General features: G+C 23.9%; 14 protein-coding genes. 8 read left to right on the forward strand and 6 right to left on the reverse strand.

The features are described 5' to 3' along the window. Positions 1–182: 182 nt before the first annotated feature. On the forward strand, positions 183–719 hold the full coding sequence (gene hpt, locus GUU85_RS00920) for a hypoxanthine phosphoribosyltransferase (RefSeq protein WP_163119114.1): 537 nt from the start codon (positions 183–185) through the stop codon (positions 717–719). 486 nt (positions 720–1,205) lie between these two features. Here hpt and dksA read toward each other — a convergent pair whose 3' ends face one another. Further along, positions 1,206–1,664 (reverse strand): RNA polymerase-binding protein DksA, encoded by a 459-nt coding sequence (gene dksA / locus GUU85_RS00925; protein ID WP_163119115.1) that lies wholly within the window; start codon positions 1,662–1,664, stop codon positions 1,206–1,208. Positions 1,665–1,964: 300 nt separating this feature from the next. Here dksA and truA point away from each other — a divergent pair, with 300 nt between their 5' ends. The 3 genes from truA (at position 1,965) to secA (ending at position 7,892) form a co-directional block, all read left to right on the forward strand. Next, positions 1,965–2,762: a tRNA pseudouridine(38-40) synthase TruA gene (truA, locus tag GUU85_RS00930; protein WP_163119117.1), complete on the forward strand. Its 798-nt coding sequence runs from the start codon at positions 1,965–1,967 to the stop codon at positions 2,760–2,762. A gap of 113 nt (positions 2,763–2,875) precedes the next feature. Continuing rightward, the gene (mrcB, locus tag GUU85_RS00935) at positions 2,876–5,125 is read left to right on the forward strand and encodes a penicillin-binding protein 1B (protein ID WP_301951200.1); all 2,250 of its coding nucleotides are present in this window, start codon (positions 2,876–2,878) and stop codon (positions 5,123–5,125) included. A gap of 142 nt (positions 5,126–5,267) precedes the next feature. Further along, complete coding sequence (gene secA, locus GUU85_RS00940) at positions 5,268–7,892, forward strand: preprotein translocase subunit SecA (RefSeq protein ID WP_163119119.1); 2,625 nt, start codon at positions 5,268–5,270, stop codon at positions 7,890–7,892. 270 nt (positions 7,893–8,162) lie between these two features. Here secA and coaE read toward each other — a convergent pair whose 3' ends face one another. Beyond that, positions 8,163–8,813 (reverse strand): dephospho-CoA kinase, encoded by a 651-nt coding sequence (gene coaE, locus GUU85_RS00945; protein WP_163119121.1) that lies wholly within the window; start codon positions 8,811–8,813, stop codon positions 8,163–8,165. An 885-nt stretch (positions 8,814–9,698) separates the two neighbouring features. Here coaE and GUU85_RS00950 point away from each other — a divergent pair. The 4 genes from GUU85_RS00950 to lpdA all read left to right on the forward strand — a co-directional run bounded on the left by GUU85_RS00950 (position 9,699) and on the right by lpdA (position 15,380). Further along, positions 9,699–9,890: a hypothetical protein gene (locus GUU85_RS00950; protein ID WP_163119122.1), complete on the forward strand. Its 192-nt coding sequence runs from the start codon at positions 9,699–9,701 to the stop codon at positions 9,888–9,890. Between the two features lie 156 nt (positions 9,891–10,046). Then, positions 10,047–12,713 (forward strand): pyruvate dehydrogenase (acetyl-transferring), homodimeric type, encoded by a 2,667-nt coding sequence (aceE, locus tag GUU85_RS00955; RefSeq protein ID WP_163119123.1) that lies wholly within the window; start codon positions 10,047–10,049, stop codon positions 12,711–12,713. Between the two features lie 32 nt (positions 12,714–12,745). After that, positions 12,746–13,906: a 2-oxo acid dehydrogenase subunit E2 gene (locus GUU85_RS00960; protein WP_163119124.1), complete on the forward strand. Its 1,161-nt coding sequence runs from the start codon at positions 12,746–12,748 to the stop codon at positions 13,904–13,906. Between the two features lie 58 nt (positions 13,907–13,964). Continuing rightward, positions 13,965–15,380 carry a dihydrolipoyl dehydrogenase gene (lpdA, locus tag GUU85_RS00965; protein WP_163119125.1) on the forward strand — a complete coding sequence of 472 codons (1,416 nt, stop codon included), beginning with the start codon at positions 13,965–13,967 and terminating at the stop codon, positions 15,378–15,380. A gap of 1,022 nt (positions 15,381–16,402) precedes the next feature. On the opposite strand, the gene GUU85_RS00970 is transcribed toward lpdA, so the two are convergent. The 4 genes from GUU85_RS00970 to ftsA all read right to left on the reverse strand — a co-directional run bounded on the left by GUU85_RS00970 (position 16,403) and on the right by ftsA (position 20,181). After that, on the reverse strand, positions 16,403–17,101 hold the full coding sequence (locus GUU85_RS00970; protein WP_163119126.1) for a 5'-methylthioadenosine/adenosylhomocysteine nucleosidase: 699 nt from the start codon (positions 17,099–17,101) through the stop codon (positions 16,403–16,405). 62 nt (positions 17,102–17,163) lie between these two features. Continuing rightward, a complete protein-coding gene (erpA, locus tag GUU85_RS00975; protein WP_163119127.1) occupies positions 17,164–17,508 on the reverse strand; it encodes an iron-sulfur cluster insertion protein ErpA in 345 nt (114 codons plus the stop codon). Positions 17,509–17,715: 207 nt separating this feature from the next. After that, on the reverse strand, positions 17,716–18,870 hold the full coding sequence (gene ftsZ, locus GUU85_RS00980) for a cell division protein FtsZ (protein WP_163119129.1): 1,155 nt from the start codon (positions 18,868–18,870) through the stop codon (positions 17,716–17,718). A gap of 54 nt (positions 18,871–18,924) precedes the next feature. Then, positions 18,925–20,181 carry a cell division protein FtsA gene (ftsA, locus tag GUU85_RS00985; RefSeq protein ID WP_163119131.1) on the reverse strand — a complete coding sequence of 419 codons (1,257 nt, stop codon included), beginning with the start codon at positions 20,179–20,181 and terminating at the stop codon, positions 18,925–18,927. Positions 20,182–20,193 lie beyond the last annotated feature (12 nt).

A 20,193-nucleotide genomic window follows, 5' to 3' on the forward strand; every position in this document is an offset into this window, starting at 1 on the left:
TTATTAGTTAAATAATTTTTATAACATAATGATCATGATTACTGCAATAGTTAAAAATAGAAATGTTTAATTTTTAATTATAAAAACATTTTTTTTAAAAAATTGTATATTTTTAATAGACATAAGTATATTATTGAAAATTTTCATACATCATTATTGATGCTAAACATTTATTTAATATTATGAAGCATAATATTCAAATTATTATTACTGAAAAAGAGCTTAATATTCGTGTTGAAGAACTCGGACAAGCAATTACTACAAAATATAAAGATAGTAAAAATAAAATGATATTGATTGCATTACTACGTGGTTCTTTTATATTTATAGCTGATTTGTGTCGTAAAATTAATATGCAACATGAAATTGATTTTATGACCACTTCTAGTTATGGTCGAGGAATAATATCTAGCGGGGATGTAAAGATTATTAAAGATTTAGATGAAGATATTTATAATAAACATGTTTTAATTGTTGAAGATATTATTGATTCAGGAAAAACTTTAAGTAAAGTATTAGATATTTTAAAATTAAGAAACCCAAAATCATTGTCTATTTGCACTCTTTTAGATAAACCAAAATGCCGTGAAGTAGACTTACATGTAGATTTTATTGGTTTTTCTATTTTAAAAAATTTTTTTATAGTCGGTTATGGTATTGATTACGCTCAATCTTATCGTTATTTGCCATATATAGGTAAAGTAGTTTTTGAAAAATAATATTTTTAATATCAATCAAAAAATATTATTTTAATTTATTATTAATTTAATAGATATTTTATATTTAAATATATTATATATTGATTATATTTTTAAAAAAAAATATAAATTATTATATATTAATATTTGAAGTATTTGATTAATAGAATTAATCAAATTACATTAATATTTATTAAATCAAAATTTATTAGTATTTCTACATTTTTGTAAAAAATTAGTTGTACATAATTATAGATTAATATATTTAGAATTATTTTCAAAATGATTGATTAAATATTTAACGATATTTATATCATACAATATAATATAAAAATATTTTTATAAAAATGTAATTTATAGTTTAATAAATGAAATATTTATATCTCTATTAAAAATATTAAATTAATGTTAATTATCGTTAATTCCTGAGAAGAGATACTCATTATTGATCAGATAAATCAATTGAATATCCTTCTCTATAAAATTTTTTAATTTTTTTTAAAAAAATTAACCAGTCATTTGTTTTTCTCTAATTTCTGCTAATGTTTTACAATCAATACAAAGATTAGCTGTTGGTCTTGCTTCTAAGCGACGAATACCAATTTCAATACCACAAGAATCACAATAACCAAAATTTTTTTCTTGAATTTTTTTTAAAGTTTTTTCAATTTTTTTAATTAATTTACGACTTCTATCACGATTTCGTAAATCTAAACTAAATTCTTCTTCTTGTGTTGCTCTATCAATTGGATCAGGGAAATTAGTAGCTTTATCTTGCATATAGAATAAAGTATGATCAATTTCTTTTTGTAATTGATTTTTCCATGTTTGAAGAATTTTATCAAAATGCAGCATTTGATCTTCATTCATATATTGTTCATTATTTTTTTTTTGGTAAGGCTTTAAACCCGCAATAGCTAGAACATTTAAAGATGATGTTTGTTTTTTATTTTTTTTTTTTTTCATAATTTAATCCTAAATTTTTTCATTGAATGTAAAATGACATGAAATAAATATTAATTATATTAATAAATAATTGTAATAAATTAAAATTATTAAATGATATAAAATATTTTAAAATGATTAATATACTATAAAAATATGATTAATTATAATTTCATACAAAAAGATATAATAATAAATTATGTTAACATAAACTATAATTAAATATATTTTTATATGATTCAATCTTAAAAAATCGAATTAAATTTTTTTAATAAACATAATTTTTTTATTTTTATACATTTTTATAATGAGATTTAATATATGATATTCAATAATGTTAAAAGATTTGCTTTAGGCATTCAATATAATGGAAGTATTTATCATGGATGGCAACGTCAAAATAGAGTATCTAGTATTCAAGAAGAAATTGAAAGTGCATTATCTAAAATAGCTAATCATAATATTAATGTTATTTGCGCAGGTCGAACAGATGCAGGTGTACATAGTATAGGACAAGTTATACATTTTAATACAACTACAGTACGCAAAATGTCAGCTTGGATACTAGGAACGAATAGTTATTTATCTCCATATATTTCTGTTCGATGGGTTAAATATGTTCCAGAACATTTTCATGCACGTTATAGTGCTGTTTCACGTTCATATCGTTATATAATATATAACAATAATATTCGTTCAGTTTTTTTTCAAAAACAATCGAATTACATTTATAAAAAATTAAATGAAAAAAAAATGTTTTCTGCAGCGCAATTTTTATTAGGAGAACATGATTTTACATCTTTTAGAGCTATTGGCTGTCAATCTTTATCTCCTTATAGAAAAATTATAAAATTGAATGTATTTCGCTTAGATGATTTTGTAATTATTGATATTACAGCGAACTCTTTTTTATATCATATGGTAAGAAATATTGTTGGTGCGCTTATTGATGTAGGAATTAGTCAAAAAAAAGAAGAATGGATTCAAGAGTTATTAAAAAAGAAAAATAGAAAATATGCTAGTTTTACTGCTCCATCTCAAGGTTTATATCTATTATCCATAAAATATCCGTTATATTTTAATATACCCAGTTTAAAATATACTAATGTATTTTTTTAAATAAAGAATAAAATTAAATTATTTTTTTTGATTGATATTTTTTCAAAATATTTTATATATCAGATAAAGGAATCATTAATGCAAAATTTTATAAAAAAAAAAAAATAAGCAAAATATTTTTTTTTATTTTTTGTATAATTATTTTTTATGGAGTTTATTTGTATATTAAAATTCATCAGTTAATTCATGGAAAAGTATGGGATTTTCCTAATTCAATATATACGCGTATAATTAATTTAGAACCAGGGAATATATATTCTCAAGAGGAAGTTTTAAATATTTTAAAAAATACAATGTACAGAAAAGTAGATCATGTTATGTCATCTGGAGAGTATAGTGTAAAAGGTAATGTTATAGAATTAATACGACGTTCTTTTAATTTTCCTGATCTTAAAGAAGAAGAATGTGACATTAAATTATTTTTTAAAGAAAATATTTTAAAAAAAATTATCAATGTTAAAAATGGTCATAATTTTCTTTTTATGCGTTTAGAACCTAAATTAATTGCTATGTTAAATACTCCTAAAAAAGAAAAACGTATTTTTTTACCTCGTAATAAATTTCCAGAAATATTAGTGAAAACACTAATATCTATTGAAGACAAACACTTTTATGAACACCATGGTATATATTTATCTTCTATAGTTCGAGCATTTTTAGCTAATATAACAGCTGGACATGTAATTCAAGGGGGTAGTACTTTAACTCAGCAGTTAATAAAAAATTTATTTTTAACTAATGAACGTTCAATTTTAAGAAAAATAAACGAAATATATATGGCTTTAATTTTAGACTATTTTTATGAAAAAGATCGTATTTTAGAATTATATTTAAATGAAGTATATTTAGGTCAAGATGGTGATGAGCAAATTAGAGGATTTCCATTAGCAAGTATTTATTATTTTGGACGTCCAATCAATGAATTGACTTTAGATCAATATGCATTATTAGTAGGTATGGTAAAAGGAGCTTCTTTATATAATCCTTGGAATCACCCTATATCTGCTTTAAAACGAAGAAATTTAGTTTTATTATTATTATATAATCAAAAATATATCACGAAAGATGTTTATCTTAATTTATCTCATAAACCTTTAAATATTCAACCTAAAAGTAATATTTTTTCACATTATCCACATTTCATACACTTAGTATCTGAAGAATTTCAAAAAAATATTAAACATTCTGTTAATACATTTTCAGGTATAAAAATTTTTACTACTCTTGATTCTATTTCACAAAATGCATTAGAAAAAGCTGTACAAATAGAAGTGTCTATATTAAAAAAACAAAAAAAACTAAAAAATTTAGAAGTTGCAACAATAGTAATTGATAAATTTACTGGTGAAGTTCAAGCTTTAATGGGTAGTGCAAACCCAAAAGTTAATCATTATAATTATATTTTACATACTCGTCGTGAAATTGGTTCATTATCAAATATGATAACTTATTTAACTGCTTTATCACAACCTAATAAATATCATTTAAATACTTGGATTTCTAATTCTCCAATTTTTATAAAATTAAATAATGGTAAATCTTGGGTACCAACAAATAATCAATTTTATTATAATAGAAAAATAATGTTATTAGATTCTTTTATCTATTCAATGAATAATTCAACAGAAAATATTAGTATAGATATAGGTTTGAAAAAATTAGTTGACCATTGGTTACGATTAGGAATTGACAAACATCAAATGACTACCATTTCGCCTCTCTCGTTAGGAGATATGAATTTAACACCTATTGAAATAGCTCAAGTTTTTCAAATTATTGCTAATAATGGTCATAAAAAATCGCTAATATCAATTAAATCAGTTTTTTTTGATCGGAATAAAATATTTTATCATACTACACCTCAATTAAAAGATATAGAATCCCCTGAAGCTTCTTATCTTATATTATATGCTATGCAAAAAGCATTCAATCATGGATCAGTTCAATTTTTAGGAAATAAGTTTAAAAATTTTTCTTTAGCAGGGAAAATTGGAACTACAAAAAACTTTGCTAATAATTGGTTTATTGGAATTGATGGAAAACAAGTTGTAATTATTTGGATGGGTCAAGATAATAATAAAAGTAATAATTCATTTGATAATTCAGGTGCTATTCAAATTTATAAAAGATATCTTCAGTATAAATCACCAACTCCATTAGTCTTAATACCTCCAAAAAATATAAATATTTTTTATGTTGATAAATTAGGACGATTATCTTGCAAAAAAGATGATCAACATAATCAAATATTACCTATATGGAATTTGAAAAATAAACAGAATAATAATTCTAATGAAGAATTTCCATGTTATATAATAAAAAAGAAAAAAAATATTTTATCTTGGTGGAAAAGTTTATTTTAAAAAATATTTTTAAGATAATTATTTTAATTTTAGTAAATTATTATAATTATAATATGTCCTTAAAATATATAAAAATACTTTTCAAAATGATACAACATTGTAATGACAAATTTAAAAAAATTTAAATGTGAGAATTGATAGTATGTTAATTAAATTTTTAAACAAAATATTTAGTAATCGTAATAGTCGTATTTTAAAAAAATTCAATAAAATAGTATATGCTATTAATAAAAAAGAAGAAAGTTTTGAAAAGTTATCAGATCAAAAATTAAAAAATCAAACCAATTTATTACGATTACGATTAAAATATGGAGAAACTTTAGATGACATATTACCTGAAGCATTTGCTACAGTTCGCGAAGCAAGTAAACGTATATTTAATATGAGACATTTTGATGTTCAAATATTAGGAGGTATAGTTTTAAATCAACAATGTATTGCAGAAATGAGAACAGGTGAAGGAAAAACTTTAACATCTACATTACCAGCTTATCTTAATGCATTAACCGGTCAAGGGGTGCATATAGTTACAATGAATGATTATTTAGCTCGTAGAGATGCTGAAAAAAATACTCCTTTATTTGAATTTCTTGGCTTAACAGTAGGTTTAAATTTGTCTGATATGTCTTTTTTTTCTAAAAAACAAGCTTATTTATCTGATATTACTTATGGTACTAATAATGAATATGGATTTGATTATTTACGTGATAATATGGTATTTCTTCCCGAAGAAAGAGTACAAAGAGAATTAAATTATGCATTAGTCGATGAAGTTGATTCTATTTTAATTGATGAAGCCCGAACTCCTTTAATTATTTCAGGTCCTGCAGAAGATACTTCTGAAGTATATCATACAATCAATAATATTGTTCCTTTTTTAATTGCTCAGAAACAAGAAGATTCAGATAATTTTCATGGAATTGGTCATTTTTTTCTTGATGAAAAATCAAAACAAGTATATTTAACAGAGCGAGGATTAATAGCTGTTGAAAATTTTTTATTAAATGAAAAATTAATCAAACCGGGTGAATCGTTATACTCATCTCATAACATCATATTAATGCATCATGTGTTATCTGCATTACGTGCGCATAAATTATTCACACGTAATGTTGATTATCTTGTTAAAGATGACAACATAATTATTGTTGATGAGCATACTGGACGAGCTATGTTAGGTAGAAGATGGTCAGATGGATTGCATCAAGCAATAGAGGCTAAAGAAAATGTTTCTATTAAAAATGAAAATCAAACTTTAGCATCTATTACATTTCAAAATTATTTTCGTTTATATAATAAAATAGCGGGCATGACAGGAACTGCTGCAACTGAATCTTTTGAATTTAGTTCTATTTATAACCTTGATACTATTGTAATACCAACAAATAAAAAAATGATACGTAAAGATTTGCCTGATTTAGTGTATGTGACTGAAAAAGAAAAAATTCATGCTATTATTCAGGACATTAAAAAATGCGTATCTTTAAAACAACCTGTATTAGTAGGTACAGTCTCTATTGAAAAATCAGAAAAAATTTCGCAAGAATTGTTTCAATTAAATATTCATCATAATGTTTTAAATGCTAAATTTCACTCTCAAGAAGCTGATATTATAGCTCAAGCAGGTAAGTCTAAATCAATTACTATTGCTACTAATATGGCTGGACGAGGTACAGATATAGTTCTAGGAGGAAATTTAGAAGTAGAATTAAAGAAAAAGAAAAATCTAACCCAAAAAGAAATAAGTGTAATTAAAAAAAAATGGAAAAAAGAACATGATTTCGTTGTTTCTATTGGTGGTTTACATATAATTGGCACTGAACGTCATGAATCAAGACGCATTGATAACCAATTAAGAGGTCGTGCTGGTCGTCAAGGAGACAGTGGTTCGTCTCGTTTTTATTTGTCTATGGAAGACGCATTGATGCGTATTTTTGCATCTAATAAAATTATTCGTATGATGAAAAAGTTAGGATTATCTTTAAATGAAGCTATTGAGCATCCTTGGATTAATAAAGCTATAGAAAACGCCCAAAAAAAAGTAGAAAGTAGAAATTTTGATATTAGAAAACAATTATTAGAATATGATGATGTAATTAATGAGCAGCGCAGTATAATTTATACTCAAAGAAATAAATTAATTAATGCAAAAGATATAAAAAATACAATATATGATATTTTGAGAGATGTTTTAAAAAAGAATATTAATATATATATACCAGAAAATACCATGAAAGATAAGTGGCAAATTATTAAATTAGAAAAAATATTAAATATTAATTTTCATATTAAAATATCAATTTTAGACTGGTTAAATATAGAACCTAATTTAAATTGTTTTGAATTAGAAGATAAAATTATTAACGCTGCTAAAAAAAAATATAAACAACAAGAAAATCTAATTGGTATAGATAATATGCGTATAGTTGAAAAAACAATTATGTTACAAAAATTAGACATGTTATGGAAAGAGCATTTATCTGCAATAGATTATTTGAGACAAGGTATTCACTTAAGAAGTTATGCCCAAAAAGATCCGAAACAAGAGTATAAAAGAGAATCTTTTAACATGTTTGCTAACATGTTAGAATTATTAAAAGATGAAGTAATATCATGTTTAAGTACAATGGATTTGTTTCATGCAAAACAATGCGTGCATGCTAATCAATGTTTAAAAAATATTGTAAATAATAGAAATATTAATCGAAACACAATATGTATTTGTGGATCAGGAAAAAAATATAAACATTGTCATGGTCGCTTGTAAAATGTTTTATATATTAGAAATATTTGCTATATTAATTTTATCAAAAATATGTATAAAAAACATTTTATAATAAATAATATAACAATATTTATATATGTTATAAAAATTTGTTTATATTTTTGACGTTTTAGCATAATCTTAAATTTTCTAATTTTTTATCTACGAATTATAATATCATAACTTTTCTTCAAATATTTCTATAAATTATAAGATTATAAATAATTTTACAAAAAATTAATGTCCAGAAAATACAATAAATGTATTAGATTTTCAATAAAATTTTGTTAAATAATTTTTTTTAACATTTATTTTATTTTTTTTATATTTTGTTGAAAGATATATATAAAATAAATTTAAATAATGAACAGATAAGCGCATATTTGTATTATTTTTTTTATTAAAAATGATATCGTCAGCTATAGAAATTCTTTGTTTTCTAGTAGCTTGAATTGCAATAATTTTTTTTGCTTCTGTACGATGGATTTTATCTCTTTTGATAATTCGTTTTATTTGTTCTTTTATTGATATATCAACTAATAGAATTCTATTAACTTTATTTTCTAAGCGTTTTTCAACTAATAAAGGCACTACCCATAAACACCAAATTGATTTTACATGTTTTATTTGATATTCAGTTTCTTTATAAATCTTTGGATGTAATAGATCTTCTAGCCATAAACGATCATTTGGGTTATTTAAAATTTGTTTTCTTAATAAAGATCTATTAATTGAATTGTCTGTATTTAATATTTTTTTTCCAATTTTTTTTTTTACAGCATATGATATCGTAATATTATTATTTAGTATATTTTTTGCTATAACATCAGTATCAATTATATCAATACCTAATTTTTTAAAATGATTAGAGCAAGTAGTTTTTCCGCTACCAATACCGCCAGTAAGTGCTACAATATATGTCATAATATTTAAAAGTTTTCTTAGTATAATTTATATACTATTTAAATTAAGGTAATAATTATATGCGAATTAAATAAGATATTAAATGAGGTTTTAAAGATTTTTTAATTTTGTCAAACATTCTACGCTAAATATTCGTTCTCAAGTTGATCTGATTTATAATTTTTTTTAAATTTTCTTCATATATTTGATTGGGTATTCTTATTATTGCATCGAATATAGATATAATAAGTATATTTAACATGATAAAATCTTGATCAACATTTAACATATTAGCAGCTATATATAAATATCGTTTTTTAAAAATTGGAAAAATTTTATTAATATATCTTTAAAAAGTATATTAAATTATGTAGTTCTTTCTATAAGAATATCTAACGAAGATTTTCAAAATTAAAAATATTTTTTTATTGTCTAAAAAGATAAGATATATTTATATTAAGATTGTTAATATATATCTTGATTATGCTATTACTTTATTACAATTAATTAGAAAATTTGTTCATAAACAAAATTATTTGATCTAGCAATATTTTTACTAGAGAAATAGTTTAAGAATTAATATTATTTTTTTTGCAAATATAATTAAAGTTATTATTGGTTAAAAATCAGTATGTACTACACTTATTAAAACTGGATTTAGCGTATCCTTAGATTTTTCTGCGAATATTAAATATTCTGATACCATTCATATATTAAGTAATTATATTATTATTCTAATATGATCTATACTATATCTGGAGATATCACTAAAGATTTTTAGAGGAAGATCTGACTTTTTTATATTTAGAAAATACTTTCTAGTTATAAAAATGTTCTACAACAATTATTCAGACAAATCAAAGAAAGATATATGTTATTTTTTTTAAAATAAGTTCAAAATCTTCAATGAAGATATATCATGGAAAAATTTTAAGAAGATATCGTGTATTTGAAGGAAAAATTGTTAAAATATCGTTTTGTGGATATGTTAAGCATACAATTCGTAACATTTTAGGAGAATTACATTTTGTGTGTACTGATATTGAATCAGAAAAGCTAAAAGATCAACAAAAAAATAATATCTATAGGAGTAACTAAACAAAAAAATTGTATTTTTAATATTATAAAAACTGAATAAAATTTTTTATTACAATATATAATATTTTAAAATTAATTATATTGATACATGTAATTTTATTAATTTTAAGACTAAAATCAATATTATATATACATCATGCATAAGGAATTTATACCATGTCAGAAAATTTATATCATGATGTGGATCCAATTGAAACTAGTGATTGGGTGCAAGCTATTGAATCTGTTATTCATCAAGAAGGTCGTGAAAGAGCATATTTTTTAATAGAAAAAATTTTAAAAAAATCTAAAATTAGTCGAGTAAATTTTTTTAGATCTTTTTTTAATAGTGATTACATCAATACTATTGATAAAGAAGATGAATGCGAATATCCTGGCGATCTTATATTAGAAAAAAATATTCGTTCAGCTGTACGTTGGAATGCTATTATGATGGTATTACGTGCATCAAAAAAAAATTTAGAATTAGGGGGGCACTTATCATCTTTTCAATCTTCAGCTACAATATATGAAATATGTTTTAATCATTTTTTTCGTTCTAGTAGTGATGAAGACGGCGGTGATTTAGTTTATTTTCAAGGTCATATCGCTCCTGGTATTTATGCTCGTGCATTTTTAGAAGGACGTTTATCTGAAGAGCAATTAAATAATTTTAGACAAGAAGTCAATGGAAAAGGTTTATCATCTTATCCTCATCCTAAATTGATGCCAAATTTTTGGCAATTTCCTACTGTATCTATGGGTTTGGGTCCAATTTGCGCTATTTATCAAGCAAAATTTTTAAAATATTTACAAAATAGAAGATTAAAAAATACTTCTCAGCAAACAGTATATGCTTTTTTAGGAGATGGTGAAATGGATGAGCCAGAATCTAAAGGTGCTATTTCTGTTGCAGTTCGTGAAAAATTAGATAATTTAATATTTGTAATTAACTGTAATTTGCAAAGATTAGATGGACCAGTGACAGGTAATGGTAAAATTATTAATGAATTAGAAAGTTTTTTTTATGGAGCTGGATGGAAAGTAATTAAAGTAATTTGGGGAAGTAATTGGGATGCTTTATTCAAAAAAGATACAACTGGTAAATTAATACAATTAATGAATGAAACTGTTGATGGTGATTATCAAACTTTTAAATCAAAAAATGGAGCATACATTCGTAAATATTTTTTTGGAAAATATAAAGAAACATATGAATTAGTAAAAGATATGACAGATGAAGAAATATGGAAATTAAATCGAGGAGGACATGATCCTAAAAAAATGTTCAATGCTTTTAAAAGAGCGAAAGAAACTCAAAATAAACCAACTGTGATTTTAGCACATACTATTAAAGGTTATGGTATGGGAGTAACTGCGGAAGGTCAAAATATTGCTCATCAAATAAAAAAAATTAATATAGAAGGTATAACATATATTCGAAATCGTTTCAATATTCCTATATGTGATAGTAATATTAATGAATTGCCATATATTACATTGAAAAAAGATTCTAAAGAATATAATTATATACATGCTCAAAGAAAAAAATTAGGTGGTTATATTCCTTGTCGTTTAGATAAATTTACTAATAAATTAACTATCCCTGATTTAAGCGACTTTAAATTATTATTAACAGAACAAAAAAAAGAAATTTCTACAACTATTGCTTTTATTCGTTTTTTAAATATTATTTTAAAAAATCATACTTTAAAAGATTTAATAGTTCCTATTATTGCTGATGAAGCACGTACATTTGGCATGGAAGGTTTATTTCGTAAAATAGGTATTTATAATTCTAGTGGTCAAAAATATATCCCTCAAGATCGAGAACAATTAGCGTATTATAAAGAAGATAAGAAAGGGCAAATATTACAAGAAGGAATTAATGAATTAGGTGCTGCTTCATCTTGGTTGGCTGCAGCAACTTCTTATAGTACTAATAATTTTCCTATGATTCCTTTTTATATTTATTATTCAATATTTGGTTTTCAAAGAATAGGTGATTTATTTTGGGCGTCTGGTGATCAGCAAGCTCGAGGTTTTTTAATTGGGGCTACATCTGGACGAACTACTTTAAATGGTGAAGGTTTACAACATGAAGATGGACATAGTCATATACAATCTTTAACTATACCTAATTGTATATCTTATGATCCTGCATTTGCTTATGAAGTCGCTGTAATTATACAAGATGGATTAAGACGAATGTATGGTTCTAACCAAGAAAATATATATTACTATATTACTACTATTAATGAAAATTTTTATATGCCAGCTATGCCGGTAGGTGTTGAACAAGGTATTTGTAAAGGTATTTATAAATTGAAAACTTTATACAGTTCTACTAAATTAAAAGTACAATTAATGGGATCTGGTGCTATCTTACATTCTGTTTGTAAAGCTGCAGAAATTTTATTAACAGATTATTTTATCACAACCGATATATATAGTGTTACTTCTTTTACAGAACTAGCTAGAAATGGTCAAGATTGTGTACGATGGAATATGTTGCATCCTAAAAAAAATAATAAAATACCATATATTCAACAAGTAATGAATACTAGCCCGACTGTGATAGCTACTGATTATATGAAATTATTTGCTGAACAAATTTGTAATTACATTCCTGCAAGAGCATATCATGTTTTAGGAACAGATGGTTTTGGTCGTTCAGATAGTCGTGATCAATTACGTATTCATTTTGAAGTTAGCATTCATTATATAGTTATAGCGGCTTTGAGTTTATTAGCTAAAATTAAACATATTCACACTCAAGTAGTTGAAGATGCAATTATTAAATTTAAGATTGATCCTGATAAAATTAATCCGCGTTTAGCTTAAGAGGTATAAAAAGAGTGGATATAGTAGTAAATATGCCCGATATTGGAGCAGATGAATTAGAGGTAATAGAAATATTAGTTAATCTTAATGAGCATATAGAATTAGAACAAGGTTTAATTACTGTAGAAGGAGATAAAACTTCTATGGAAATACCATCTCCTCACACAGGAGTCGTAAAAGAGATTTATATACAAATTGGTTCAAAAGTTAAAATAAATTCTGCTATTATGATGCTAGAGGTAGATAATGAAAATACTTTTTCATCTAATACAAAAAAACAACAATCTGATTTATTAAACAACTTTAAAAAAGATAAAATTTGTCATGCAACTCCAGTTATTCGGCGTTTAGCTCGAAATTTAAATATTGATTTACATAAAGTTATTGCTACAGGCCCTAAAAATCGTATATTAAAAAAAGATTTGGAATTATATCAACATAACTATTTAGAAAAAAATAATCAAATTAATCATCATAATTCTAATAAATTATCAACATTAGAGCTAGAATTAAATAGTAATCAAAAAATAGTTAGTTATAATCTTCATCAAAATTGGATTAATATACCGCATGTTACACAATTTGATGAAGTTAATGTAACTGTATTAGAAGAATTTCGTAGAAATTATAATACTAAAAAAAAACATCATACACAAATTCATCACAATATCACTATGTTGGTTTTTATTATTAAAGTTGTATCATATGCATTGGAAAAGTTTCCTATTTTTAATAGTTCTTTAAGCGTAGATAATAAAAAAATTATTTTAAAAAAATATATTAATATTGGTATTGCTGTAGATGTTAATGATGAATTATATGTTCCTGTTTTAAAAAATACTAATAAAAAAAATATTGAACAATTATCTAATGAATTAAGATGTCTTTTAAAAAAAGCAAAATCAAAAAAATTAAAAATTTCAGATATGACATCAGGATCTTTTACCATTTCTAATTTAGGAAGTATTGGAGGAAGTTTTTTTTCTCCTATTATTAATGCTCCTGAAGTTGCAATTCTTGGTGTGTCAAAAATTCAAATAAAACCATGGTGGAATGGAAAAGAATTTATACCATCATCAATATTACCATTATCTTTATCTTATGACCATCGTGTAATTAATGGCGCTAATGCAGCTCGTTTTATTACGTTTATTAATCAAATATTATCTGATATACATTTTTTTATTATGTAATATGTATATTTTTTATTGAACTTATTTAAGTTAAAATTTTTTATAAGAGAAAATTGCAATGAATAATACGATTCATGCTCAAGTAATAGTAATTGGATCTGGTCCTTCAGGTTATTCGGCAGCTTTTCGTTGTGCTGATTTAGGTTTAGATACTATTTTAGTCGAACGTTATAATACTTTAGGAGGTGTTTGTTTAAATGTTGGATGTATTCCTTCAAAAACTTTACTACATATAGCAAAAGTTATTAAAGAAGCAAAAGATTTACATCAATCAGGCATATTTTTTAATGAACCGGTAATTGATATTAAAAAAGTTCAAACTTGGAAAGAAAATATTATAAAAAAATTGACTAATGGTTTATCTTATATGAGAGATAAAAGAAAAATTAGAATTTTTCACGGACATGCTGTTTTTGATACTGATAAAAGTATTTCAATAATAAGTCAAGAAGATAAATTAACAGTTTTTTTTGATTCTGCAATCATTGCTACAGGTTCTAAGCCTATTCAAATTCCATCTATACCTAATGATGATGTAAGAATTTGGGATTCCAGTGATGCTTTATCATTGCAATGTATACCTAATCGTTTTTTAATTATAGGAGCTGGTATTATTGGGCTAGAAATGGCTACAATATATAGTGCATTAGGTTCTAATGTTGATATTATTGATCGATTTAATCATTTTCTTCCTGCAGTAGATCAAGATATATCTAATATATATATTAAATCGATTAATAAAAAATTCAATTTAATGTTAAATACTCATGTAGATAACATTAAATTAGATCACTCTGGATTAATTACTCATTTGATAAAAGACGGCGTTGATCAAAAAAATATGTTGTATGATGCTATATTAGTAGCAATCGGAAGAACTCCTAATATTGATAAATTGGGATTAGATAAAATCGGATTAAAGATTAATGATTTTGGTTTTATTTCGGTGGATAATCAATTAAAAACTAATATACCTCATATTTATGCTATAGGAGATGTAACTGGTTTTCCTATGTTAGCTCATAAAGGCGTTCATGAAGGACACATTGCTGCAGAAGTAATTGCTGGTAAAAAGCATTATTTTGAGCCAAGAGTAATCCCATCTATTGCATATACTGAACCTGAAATTGCTTGGGTTGGATTAAATGAAACACAAGCTAAAAAAGAGGATATAGATTATGCAATATCTATTTTCCCTTGGAGCTCATCAGGTAGAGCAATGGCATCAAATTCTACTCTAGGCATGACAAAATTAATTTTTAATAAGAATAATAATAAAATAATTGGAGGCTCTATTATAGGAACTAATGCTGGTGAATTAATTGGAGAAATTGGACTTGCTATTGAAATGGGTTGCGATGCTGAAGATATTGCATTGACAATTCATGCTCATCCTACTTTATATGAATCTATTGGGTTATCTGCAGAAATTTTTCAAGGAACTGCTACAGATGTATTAAATTATAATGCATAAGTCTTAAAGTATTTTATATTTTAATTTATTAATAGTAATTTTTATTAGAAAAAGAAAAGATGATAGAATTTTAATTTCTATGATTTTTTCTTTTTCTAAAATTTTACTGTTTATTTAATAATTTGTTATTTTAAATTTTAAAATATTATTCTAAGAATAAAAATATTTTTTATATTATCAATAATGATTTAATTAAATTAAATATATTTTATAAAATAAAATTATGTATGCATAATATTTTAGTTTATTTATTTTGTGTAATTAATATTGATACCAATGTATATATAATAAAAATTATATTTTGAAAAGTATTTATTCTATTTAATGTATTTTTGTAAGTATCTTTATAAAGATATTATTCGCATATAGATACGATATAATAATATTATTCTATTATTAAAAATATTATTTTTTTATTTATATATAATATATATGTTAATACAATATCTTTTATATATAACATATAATTCATAACAGGTTATTGAATTATTTCATTACTATTTTTGAATAATGATTTAATTGATAGTATTACTTAACGAAAAAAGATTTATATTATCTCATGTATTAGTAATATAAATTAAATTTTTTTATTATTTCAAATATGTGAATAATATTATTGATTAGTTAAACTAAAAAAATCATTTTTTATTTAATAAAAATACAACATTAAAATAATTTATATAATCTAACTATTTATTTTAACATATGAATATATTTTATCTTATATTAAAATTATATGATTTCGATATACTGCAAAATTTGATATGTATTAAGACTATAGTCATGATTTAAATAATATTTAAATAAAAATAAAGTATTAAAAATTTTTTCTATCTAATTAAATAATCATTATATATTAATTTAGAAATTAATATTTTGATTTATAGTAATAGTATATTATATAATATGAGAATTCATTGTTAATAATACTAATATATCTTATATAAGATAAAAATTTAATTTTGATAAAAATAATAGGAACATTGATGATTTTATTATATAAAACATATTAAAGATAATATTTATTTTTTAATTATTTTTTTTAAAATGTATTTTACTAATATATAAGCATTAAACGCGGCAATAGATATATTTTTTTTAAAATTAAATGTAGCGTTTTCGTTGGACAAATCAGAAATTGATTTTACTACAATAAGAGGAATATTAAATTTATAACATATTTGAGCTATAGCAGCTGATTCCATATCTACAGCTATTGCAGCAGGAAAAAGATTTTTTAAAATACTTGTATATATATTATCAGAAATAAATGAATCACCACTGATTATTAAACCTGTTTGAACATTCAATTGATTATTAAAATATTTATTTTTAAAAAATTTGTTGCATTTTTGATTAACCGTAAATTTTTGTGGATATGTAGGTATTTGTCCATAGGAATAATTAAAATTTGTCAAATCTACATCATAATAACAAACTTGTTTGGGAAGAATAACATCACCAATATTTAATGATGATTTTAAGCTCCCAGCAGAACCGCCATTAATAATAATATTTGGTTGATATACATTAATAAGAATCATAACAGCTATACTAGAAGAAACTTTTCCAATTCCTGATTCTATTAAAAAAATATTATTGTTTTTGAAAGTTCCAAGATAAACTGTATGACGTTGAATAATTATTTTTTTATACAAAAATATTATTTTTTTTAATTGTTTAATTTCTTCTTTTATCGCACCAATAATTCCAATTTTCATTTTAATAAAATCTATGTTAATTATCAAAAATATAAAAAATAATTAATATTTTGTATTATTGATTAAATACCAAATGATACACCACAACTACATGTATTTTTTGCATTAGGATTAAAAATAATAAATTTAGAACCTTCTAAGTTTTCTAAATAATCTACTGTTCCGCCATATAAATATTGTAAACTTATAGGATCAATAATTAACGAAACACCTGATTGTGTAATGATAATATCATCTGGATTTGTGCATTCATCAAAAATAAATTCATATTGAAATCCACTACAACCTCCGCCATTTATATAAATTCTTAGTTTTAAATTATAATTATTTTTAATTTTTATAATACTTTTTAATTTTTTTATTGCTTTTTCTGTAATTTTTAAGTGTTGTTTAGAAAATTTTTTCATTTTTATGATATTCTCAAAATATTTTAAATGTTTATAATATCTATTATATGATAGACAGTCTTATAATATTTAATATTTTTCATTTACATAATATCCGTGCGCCGATCGATGATTCAGTCTTTATTGGCGCCGGTTATCATTAAAAAATAATATTATTAATCAGCATTTAATTTAATATTTTCAGCAATCTTAATAATTATTAAACATTTAATCTGATTTTTTACGAAGAAAAGATGGAATATCTAAATATTCTGGCTCTTGATTAACTTTATTTTCTGAGCTTTTGATTTCTTTTTTAATATTTTTTTTGTCTATTTTTGATGAAGAAAGATTTAAATATTGATAACGATAATCCATTAACGCTTCTCTAGAAGATTTATTTTTTATTTGATTAAGATCAATATTTTTTTCCATGCCAATTCCAGTAGCGACAACTGTAACACGTAAAGTATCATTCATATCCGGATCTAAAGAAGTTCCTATTACAACAGTAGCATTATCTGATGCAAATGATCGAATTGTATTTCCTACTGTTTCAAATTCATCTAATTTTAAATCAAAACCAGCTGTAATATTAACTAATACACCACGAGCACCAGACAAATCAATATCTTCTAATAAAGGACTTGATATAGCTATTTCTGCAGATTCTTCTGCACGATTCTCTCCAGAAGATATTCCAGTTCCCATCATAGCATATCCCATTTCAACCATTACAGTACGAACATCAGCAAAATCTACATTCATTAATCCAGGTCTAGTAATTAGCTCAGCAATACCTTGTACAGCACCTTTTAAAACATTATTAGCTGCGCTAAAAGCATCAAGCAAAGAAATCCCGCGATTCAAAACTTTTAATAGTTTATCATTAGGAATTGTAATTAAAGAATCGACATATTTTGATAATTCAATTACTCCTTGTTCTGCCACAATCATTCTTTTTTTTCCTTCAAAATTAAAAGGTTTTGTAACAACTGCAACAGTTAAAATTCCTAATTCTTTTGCTATTTCTGCGACTACAGGAGCTGCTCCAGTACCTGTGCCACCTCCCATTCCAGCAGCAATAAATACCATATCAGCACCATCTAATGCAGATTTTAATATTTCTTTATCTTCTTCTGCTGATGTACGCCCAATTTCTGGATTAGCTCCAGCACCTAATCCTTTAGTAACATTATTTCCTATTTGTATAGTTTGTTCTACTTCTATTTTTCTTAATGCTTGTGCATCTGTATTAACAGCAAAAAATTCTACTCCTTCAATTCGTTCTCTTATCATATGCTCTACTGCATTACCACCTCCACCTCCAACTCCAATTACTTTAATTATCGCATTATTACTTAATTCTGTAGCTTCAAACATAATTTTTTTCCAGTATATATCTATATTTTCATAAAATTTTAAGTATTTTAAATTTTAAAATTCTTTTTTGAACCAAAAATTAATTTTTTTAAAAAATTTTTCAATAAAAGAAGTATTTTTTTGAGTTTCACTAATATTGGTATAAAATTCTTTACTATAATGTAATAATCCAGCAACTGTTGCATAATGTGGTTGCATAATATTCTCTATCAATCCGGAAACATTTAAAGGTGTAGCAATTCTTACTTTTTTACAAAACACTTTTTCTGCACACTCAGTTAAAAATGCAATATTTGATCCACCTCCTGTTAGGACTATACCGCTTAATAATTCATATTTTTCTCCTTTCTTATATAATTTTTTTTGTATATTTAAAATTTTATTTTTGATTAAAGATAATAATTCAACATATCTTGATTCAATAACTTCTATTAATTGATCTTGTTGTAAATTTGTTCGAAAATTACTATGCATATTTGAATAATCAATTTTTTTTGAAGATCCTAATGATGATTGAATTGCAGATCCATATTCAATTTTCATAATTTCTGCATCATGATGAGAAATACTAAAAGCATATGAAATATCATTAGTAACGATATTCCCAGCATATGGAATAACTTGACTATGTTGAATAAAACCATCAATATAAATATTAAAATCTATAGTTCCTCCTCCTATATCAATCATACATACACCTAGTTTACATTCTTCTTCAGTTAAAACTGCTTTACTTGAAGCTAGACCTGAAAAAACAATTTGATTAACTTTTAAATCGCATTTTTCTACGGCTTTAATAATATTTTTTGTTATATTTTGATGGCAAGTAATTAAATGAACTCTTACTTGCATACGCACTCCAGATAAACCTAATGGATTTTTTATACCAGATTGTTGATCAATTGAGTATTCTTGTGGTATTACATGTAAGATATGATGTTCATTTAAAATTTGCACAGATTTGGCTATATGTATAGCATTTTCTAGATCATCTTTTGTTACTTCTTCTTCAGAAATAGGAACAATTCCTATTTCATTTTGACAATTAATATCTTCATTAGATAATGATAAATACACTGATGTGATATGACAGTCTGCCATAGTTTCAGCTTTTTTAATAGATTCTCGTATACATTCAACAATTGCATCTAAATTATTAATTCTACCTTTATCTATACCTTTTGATACACAAGTTCCTAATCCAATAATTTTGATTGTTTCGTCTGGTAATAGCTCTCCAACTAACGTCACTACTTTAGTAGTTCCTATTTCTAATCCAACTACTAATTTTTTATCTTGTGATATGATCATTATTTCTTGACC

This window comes from Buchnera aphidicola (Uroleucon sonchi), assembly GCF_011035165.1.
Lineage (GTDB): Bacteria > Pseudomonadota > Gammaproteobacteria > Enterobacterales > Enterobacteriaceae > Buchnera > Buchnera aphidicola_BE.

Excerpts from the sequence above, each read along its gene's own strand:
- hpt (WP_163119114.1), top strand. The coding sequence starts at position 183 with ATGAAGCATAATATTCAAATTATTATTACTGAAAAAGAGCTTAATATT.
- dksA (WP_163119115.1), bottom strand. The coding sequence starts at position 1,664 with ATGAAAAAAAAAAAAAATAAAAAACAAACATCATCTTTAAATGTTCTA.
- truA (WP_163119117.1), top strand. The coding sequence starts at position 1,965 with ATGATATTCAATAATGTTAAAAGATTTGCTTTAGGCATTCAATATAAT.
- secA (WP_163119119.1), top strand. The coding sequence starts at position 5,268 with ATGTTAATTAAATTTTTAAACAAAATATTTAGTAATCGTAATAGTCGT.
- coaE (WP_163119121.1), bottom strand. The coding sequence starts at position 8,813 with ATGACATATATTGTAGCACTTACTGGCGGTATTGGTAGCGGAAAAACT.
- GUU85_RS00950 (WP_163119122.1), top strand. The coding sequence starts at position 9,699 with ATGAAGATATATCATGGAAAAATTTTAAGAAGATATCGTGTATTTGAA.
- aceE (WP_163119123.1), top strand. The coding sequence starts at position 10,047 with ATGTCAGAAAATTTATATCATGATGTGGATCCAATTGAAACTAGTGAT.
- GUU85_RS00960 (WP_163119124.1), top strand. The coding sequence starts at position 12,746 with ATGCCCGATATTGGAGCAGATGAATTAGAGGTAATAGAAATATTAGTT.
- lpdA (WP_163119125.1), top strand. The coding sequence starts at position 13,965 with ATGAATAATACGATTCATGCTCAAGTAATAGTAATTGGATCTGGTCCT.
- GUU85_RS00970 (WP_163119126.1), bottom strand. The coding sequence starts at position 17,101 with ATGAAAATTGGAATTATTGGTGCGATAAAAGAAGAAATTAAACAATTA.
- erpA (WP_163119127.1), bottom strand. The coding sequence starts at position 17,508 with ATGAAAAAATTTTCTAAACAACACTTAAAAATTACAGAAAAAGCAATA.
- ftsZ (WP_163119129.1), bottom strand. The coding sequence starts at position 18,870 with ATGTTTGAAGCTACAGAATTAAGTAATAATGCGATAATTAAAGTAATT.
- ftsA (WP_163119131.1), bottom strand. The coding sequence starts at position 20,181 with ATGATCATATCACAAGATAAAAAATTAGTAGTTGGATTAGAAATAGGA.